Raw genomic sequence first — 7,315 nt, forward strand, 5'->3', positions numbered from 1 at the left:
TGATTTACAACGCTTTTATATATCTGGCTGTATTTGTTGGCTGGAACATATAAAAAAGCACCTAGAGAATACTTTAAAATATCTTTTTCAGTATTTTTATCGAATGCCTGTGGCTTTTTATAAAAAATTTGGTCTAATTTTTCATCGTCTATATAATTAAAATACTTCACTTCGTCCTCCTATAATTAGTTTTAAATACATCTTAAAGCAAAAGCCGCAAAACGTATTATTTTGCGGCTTAATTGCTTTTTAATAGTTTATTTCATTATTTAAATCGTAGCTTTAATACAAATTATCTTCTGTTAGTTATTATATTAGTATTCAATTCTTCTAGTCGTCTTGTATTTTGAGCTATGGCATCTCTATTAGCTTGTTCTATTCTCATAGTTTCTTCTATACCATTTTTAATAGTGTTGTGCATTTTTTCTAGAGTTTCTATTTGAACAGAGCTTGAAGTCGCCATCTTCGCAATTTGAGTACTTGCATTAGATACATTTTGTGCGTTCTTAAGTAGTAATTCATTAGTCTTATCGTCAAGCGCTTTTAGAGACTTAGTTTGAAGCTCTTGTTTTTTGATAAGTATTGCTTGAGATAAGCATTGTTTAAATACTGGTAGAGTTACTACAAATGCGCTGTTTATTTTTCTTATTAATCCGTAGTTGTTGTGTTGCATAGTTCTAAGCATAGGTATTGTTTGAAGAGAAATATTTTCAGCTATTCTCAAGTCGTAAACTCTTTGAACTAGCATATCCTTTATGTTTAACAGCTCTTGATAATTAGCTATATCCATTTGATCTCCCATGTCTGCCTTAGCTTTAAATTGTGGAAGCAAGTCGTTTTCTAGCTCTTCTACTCCCATTTCACCTGCTACAATGTATTTTTGAAGCTCATTGTAGTAGTTGAAGTTTTCATTTAACATAGCTCCCAATTGTTTATTTGAATCACCTATTTCTCTTTCGTAATTTTGAAGCTCGATTTGAATTTTTTCAACTTCTCCACCTAGAGTTTCGTACTTTTGGAACATAACTTCTATAGCGCTGTTTGCCTTTTTAAACATTTTTTGTAAGAAATTAGGCTCTTTAGTTTTTGCAAAATCATCTAAATCGAACTTATCCATTATTTTAGTCAATCTAACTAGCATTTCTGAATTTTTTTCATTTTGGTTCATTTTTATAGTTGAAAGCAAGCTATCTGAAACTCTAGCTATCCCCTCAGAAGCTTCCTTACCAAATTGAAGAATTGTATTTGGATTGTCTACTTCTATTAAAGATGTCAAGTTTTCTACTTCTTTAGATTTTCTAAGCTCCATCTTCTTGTTATTTGTATATTCAACTATATCAAAGTTATCTTGAGCTACCTCTGGTACAGCTGGTTGTTGATTCTCTACTACTTCTACAACCTCATCGTTGTTATTTGAAAATTTACTGATATCTATACCCATTACTAATCACTCCATTTCCCGAATAATTTTTCAATCCATGAACTCGAATTTCTACTACTATTATTATAGCTAGTTTGTCTTGATGATTTGTATTTTAAATCATAATTTATTACATCTAGTCTATGAATATCCACTATTTGACTATTTATAATATTTTCAATGCAATTTACTCCTCCTGGAGTAAAAATTACTATATCAAATCCTATTTTACTTAGAGTCAATAGTAAAAATACTATTTCTTTAGTAAACATCCTCATCTGTTCAATATATATTATGAGCTTAGGATTTATATTTGCATAATCAAAGCTGTTTATTAAATACACAAATTTTTCATTCATATTTAAAACAGTGTAAAGGCCTTTCACTATATCATCCTTGTTAAGTCCTTCTATAAACATATCGCTTAAAATAGTCTCTTCTATTTTATTTAATATATTTTCCTGCCATCTCAAGCTTAAATTTGAAATAGAAAAATTTCCTTCTTTTATAATTGCTTTTTTATTGAGCCTTCCATTATTTTCGATAAAGAAAGATAAGTTGTATCCCTCTCTAGTAAACGGCTTAGCCAGAGGTCTTATGTTGTTGTCAAACTGTACAAAATAAGAAAAATCATTTATTTGCAACTTATCCACTAATGAATAATATTCATCTAAATCTCTATATACGCCATCTATTTTTGTGAAAAATACTGGTAAATTTACAATTTCTTGATCGAACTTAAATCCAGGTCTCAATTTCATCGGCTCTTTCCAATATATATCGACTTCATCTACTGTAGAGCTTAAAAGCAACGTCTTTATATTTCTATTTTGAAGCTGCCACGGTTTTATAAATCCAGCGTCATTTAAAAGTTCATCGCTTATTTGCTTTGACGCCTGTGCTCCTACAGTATATGCTTTTTTTATAGAAGATTTATCTAATATTTCTCCTTTTTTTACTCTTTCTTCAAATGAAATTACATCGTTTTGAATTGGATTATTTTCAATTTCTATATTGTATTTATTTGTATCTATATTTTGAAGCTCACCTAATCCATTTGGATTTATATATAAAATATCAAATCCAGCGATATAGAGAATTAATAAAAAGTATAGCTCGTGTTTTTTAATATTTCCATAAACTACAACCTTTGGAGCATCATTGTAATCTATAACTAAAGGATTTATATAGATTCTTATCCAACTCATGACCTTTATTATAAAATTAAACTTTACTCTGTCGTTGTTGAATTTACCGCCTTCTTCTTTTAAGAAAATATCAAAAGCTCTTTTTATCCTGTTGTTTATCTCTTCATATCCTACTAAATCTATATCTAAATCAAAAACACTTCCATTGTATTTAGAAGCTTTAGCTTTAAGATAAGATATTATATCAAAATCATCTGGATTTAATATACTGTTAGTAAATAGAGCGATATTTTTTCTTTTTTTTATTTCTCTATTTAATTCGTAAATTTCTAAATCGTAAACCTCTGCATCACCAACACCTATATATGCTAAAAAATAATTTTCATATCCTTTAGATGAGGTGTAGTTGCCTCTATCTGATTGGCTGGAGAATATTTTACTAAATATATTTGATTTGCTACCTAACTCCATGTTATCCTCCTTATAATCTGCCATTTATTATTTTAGCTGCTTTATTTTTAAATAAAAGTAAAGCAGCTAAAACATTATTATGCCTCTACTTTTGGCATATTGCTATCTTTTTTGTCTTCCTTTTTAAATAATCTGCCTATAAATTTAACTACTTCATCTACTACTATAACAGTAAATGCTAGAGCTAATACCTTTAGCCATACTGTTATACTAAGAGGAACTGCATTAAAGAAGTCTTTAAATACTTGTGTAAATATAACTTGTGCTATTCCTGTAACTAGTATAATTTCTATAGCAAGTTTATTTTTAGTTAAATTTGGTATTATGCTGTCGAAGTTAAACTCTCTACAGTTAAATGCATTAAATAATGCACTAAATGCAAATATACAGAACATTACTGTTTCATTTTGCTCCGGTGTAACATTTAATATGTTAAATGAAGATTGTAACATAAGTATCAATGTTATATAAAAAGCATTACCTATAATTGTGAAAATCATAGATTTTGTGATTATACTTGCATTTCTATTGACAGGCTTTCTGTCTAGTACATGGTTTCTAACTGGTTCAAGACCTAGAGCAAGTGCTGGTGGTCCATCCATTATTATATTAACCCATAGTAATTGTATAGTTGTAAATGGCATTTCTTGACCTAATACTTGTGAAATAATCGCAACTAAGAACGCGATTATATTAACTGTCAACTGGAATTGGACAAATCTTTGGAAGTTGTCGTAGATTCCTCTACCCCATTTGATACCACTTACTATAGTTGAGAATGAGTCGTCAGTAAGTATGATGTCAGCAGCATTTTTAGATACCTCTGTTCCAGATATACCCATTGCTATACCTACATCTGCCTTAGCTAGAGCTGGTGCATCGTTTATACCATCTCCTGTTACTGCTACTACTTCTCCATTTGCTTGTAGAGCTTGAACTATTCTCATCTTACTGTCTGGCTTACTTCTAGCAACTATTGAAATAGTCTTGATTTCTTCTTTTAATTCTTCATCAGTTAAAGTATCTATATATGAAGCTTCTACAGCTCTCATATTATTTTTAAGAAGTCCTAAATCTTCTCCTATTGCTCTAGCTGTATTTATATTATCTCCTGTAAGCATTTTTACAGCTACACCTGCGTGATTTGCAGTTTTTACTGATTCAGCTACATCTGGTCTAAGTGGATCTCTAATACCTACAAATCCACCAAATACTAAGCTTTCTTCGCATTTTTCTATACTTATTTCTTCATCCTCAAGCGCTATTGCAGCTTCACTTGATTCATCGTAAATAGGCATTTCCTTATATGCAAATCCCAACGCTCTCATAGATTTTTCTTGTAATTTAGCTATTTCAGATAATATTTTTTCTTTTCTATCTTGTGTAAGCTCTTTTACTCCGTCTGGCTCTTCGACAAACTTGCAAAGCTCAAGAATTACCTCTGGAGCACCTTTTGTAAGTAATACGTATTTGTGATTTTGTGCAATTATAGTAGACATTCTCTTTAAGTTAGAAGAGAATTGATTTTGTGCAATTATAATTGCATCGTTTCTCATTTTTCTATAATCAGTGTCCTTATTTCTAAGAAGTAGAGCACATTCTGTAGCACTACCTAGATACTTAGTTTCGTCATCGTGAACTTCTATATCTGCTGTAGAGTTTACTGTACAGTTTTCTAAGAAATAACTATTTGAATTAATATTATCGTCCTCTACATATCTACCGTCTATATAAGCTACTTCTACAGTCATTCTATTTTGAGTTAATGTACCAGTTTTGTCTGAACATATAACTGAAACAGAACCTATAGTTTCACAAGCTTCTTTCTTAGTAACTAATGCATTTATCTTAGCCATCTTTTGCATAGTTATAGCAAGAGTCATATTTATCATAGTTGGAAGACCTTCTGGAACTGCTGCAACTATTAAAGCTACACAAACAGTAAACGCAGTTTTTACTTCGTCTATAGAATCTAAAAATGCAAATACTCCTGAAGTATCTATTTTTAATCCATTCATGACCATTCTTACTACCATAAATATAAATAGTAATCCTGCTATAGCACTTGAAACCTTAGCTATTAATCCACCTAAATGTCCAAGCTTTATTTGAAGTGGAGTTTCCTCGTCTTCTTCTGATAGGTTTTTAGCTATATCTCCCATTTGAGTGTCGTCTCCTATAGAAGTTACAACCATCATACCTGTACCATATGCAACTAGAGTTCCTCCAAATACCATGTTTATTTGTTTTGCTGGTATTGGTTCAAGCTCTTTTATTCCGTCTTTAGTTTCAACCTTTTCCATGCCGATAGTTACGTCACATTTTTTAGATACGTCATCAGATTCACCTGTAAGCATATCTTCTCTGACCTTTAGGTTTATGCTCTTTATAAGTCTACCATCTGCTGGAATCATATCTCCTGTTTCTATAAAAACTATATCCCCAGGAACTAATTCTGATTTTGATACTTGTTCTACTTGTGAGTTTCTAAGTACCTTTACTTCTATATTTTCTGTCAATTTTGATAGAGCTTCTGCGGCCTTTTTAGAACGACCTTCTGTAATCATTCCTATAGCTATACCTATTGCTATGGCACATACTATACCTATTGCATCGTGGAATTCTCCTATAACAGCACTTATTATAGCTGCTACGATTAATATCACTATCATAGGCTCTGATAGGGCATCTTTTAAATCATCCCAAAAACTACCTTCTTCTCTCGGCGTAAATTCATTTAAACCGTATTTTTCTCTTCTTTCTTTTACCTGATCATTAGAAAGACCTTTATTTTTATCTACATCGAGCTCCTTTAGTACGCTCTCTTTCGTCTCACCATAAAATTTCATTTTTTACACTCCATATGCTTTTCTTTCAAGATTTTTCTTCATGTCATTTAAACCTGTGTCTCTTGTTCCTTCTCCTATTGCATTGAATTTCCAAGTTCCATTATATCTGTATATAAGGCCAACTAATAGACCTGTTTTTCCTCTATAATCATCAGATAAATTGTATCTAGCTATTTCAGAATTATTTTTGGCATCAGTCATTCTTATATATGCATTTTGGATCATACCAAAATCTTGACCCCTTCTGACACAGTCGTAAATATTTACAACAAATAATAATTTATCTACATTAGGATCTATTCTATCTAGGTCTACTAAAATAACTTCATCATCGCCTTCTCCTTCTCCTGTTAAATTATCACCTGTATGTATTATAGAATCATTTCTAGTTCTTAAATTTCCAAAATAAACTAAATCAATTGGCTTGCTATCTCCATTTAATAAAAATACAGATGCATCACAGTCTATATCAGCCTTTCCTGATCCAAATAGAGATTTTAAGAATCCTCCTCCACCTTTGTTTACAGGATCCCAGCCTAATCCTACTCTAACTGTACTAAGTCCTGGATTAGATTTTTTTAAATCGATTTTTTGTCCTTTTTTAAGATTTATTGACATATCTATTCCTCCATACTAGTTCGTATTATACGTTTAAACCGTAATTTCTACAAAGAGCTTCAAGTCCTCCTTCAAATCCTGAACCTACTGCATTAAATTTCCATTCGCCGTTATGTTTATATATTTCACATACAACTATTGCAGTTTCTATAGAGAATTCTTCTCCTAAATCATATCTAAGTAATTCTTCATCATTGTCTGAATTTAAAAGTCTTACATAAGAATTATTTACTTGTCCAAAATTTTGTCTTCTTTCTTTAGCTTCGTATATAGTAACTGTTACAGCTATTCTATCCACATAGTCTGGCATTTTAGAAAAATCTACTAGTATTTCTTCATCGTCGCCTTCACCATCACCAGTTCTATTATCGCCTAGATGTTCAACAGCTTCAGATGGATGTTTTAGGTTATTGTAGAAAATAAAATCTTCGTCATGTTCTACTTTTCCACTTTTAGAAACCATAAATAAACTTACGTCTAAGTCGAAATCATCTCCTCCATCAAATACATTAGTATCCCATCCTAATCCTAACTTAATATGTTTAAGTCCTGGATTTCCTTTAGTTAAATCGATTTTTTGACCTTTTTTTAATGTGATTGCCATATCTACTCCCCCTCACTTATATCTATATATTTATTCCAAAGTTTTTACAAAGAGCTTCAAGCCCTCCTTCAAACCCTGATCCCAAAGCATTGAATTTCCATTCTCCATTATGTCTGTATATTTCACAAACAACTACAGCTGTTTCTATAGAGAAATCTTCACCTAATTCGTAATTTAAAAGTTCTTCATTAGTATCTTCATTTAC

General features: G+C 31.1%; 6 protein-coding genes. All 6 read right to left on the reverse strand.

Annotated features, from left to right (window positions below):
• Positions 1–292: 292 nt before the first annotated feature.
• Entirely contained in the window at positions 293–1,441 is a 1,149-nt protein-coding gene (locus ACI3VO_RS01850) for a toxic anion resistance protein (RefSeq protein ID WP_439756274.1), read from the reverse strand.
• A 2-nt stretch (positions 1,442–1,443) separates the two neighbouring features.
• Positions 1,444–3,039, reverse strand: a complete 1,596-nt coding sequence (locus ACI3VO_RS01855) for a YceG family protein (protein WP_439756276.1) — start codon at positions 3,037–3,039, stop codon at positions 1,444–1,446.
• Positions 3,040–3,116: 77 nt separating this feature from the next.
• Positions 3,117–5,888, reverse strand: a complete 2,772-nt coding sequence (locus tag ACI3VO_RS01860; protein ID WP_439756277.1) for a calcium-translocating P-type ATPase, PMCA-type — start codon at positions 5,886–5,888, stop codon at positions 3,117–3,119.
• Between the two features lie 3 nt (positions 5,889–5,891).
• Entirely contained in the window at positions 5,892–6,506 is a 615-nt protein-coding gene (locus ACI3VO_RS01865) for a TerD family protein (protein ID WP_439756278.1), read from the reverse strand.
• A 25-nt stretch (positions 6,507–6,531) separates the two neighbouring features.
• Positions 6,532–7,110, reverse strand: a complete 579-nt coding sequence (locus ACI3VO_RS01870; protein WP_439756279.1) for a TerD family protein — start codon at positions 7,108–7,110, stop codon at positions 6,532–6,534.
• Between the two features lie 22 nt (positions 7,111–7,132).
• On the reverse strand, positions 7,133–7,315 hold a 183-nt coding region (locus tag ACI3VO_RS01875), incomplete at its 5' end, for a TerD family protein (protein ID WP_439756280.1).

The sequence above is a fragment of the Intestinibacter sp. genome (genome assembly GCF_051866655.1).
GTDB lineage: Bacteria > Bacillota > Clostridia > Peptostreptococcales > Peptostreptococcaceae > Intestinibacter.

Coding starts and splice junctions, on each gene's coding strand:
- ACI3VO_RS01850 (WP_439756274.1), bottom strand. CDS start 1,441: ATGGGTATAGATATCAGTAAATTTTCAAATAACAACGATGAGGTTGTA.
- ACI3VO_RS01855 (WP_439756276.1), bottom strand. CDS start 3,039: ATGGAGTTAGGTAGCAAATCAAATATATTTAGTAAAATATTCTCCAGC.
- ACI3VO_RS01860 (WP_439756277.1), bottom strand. CDS start 5,888: ATGAAATTTTATGGTGAGACGAAAGAGAGCGTACTAAAGGAGCTCGAT.
- ACI3VO_RS01865 (WP_439756278.1), bottom strand. CDS start 6,506: ATGTCAATAAATCTTAAAAAAGGACAAAAAATCGATTTAAAAAAATCT.
- ACI3VO_RS01870 (WP_439756279.1), bottom strand. CDS start 7,110: ATGGCAATCACATTAAAAAAAGGTCAAAAAATCGATTTAACTAAAGGA.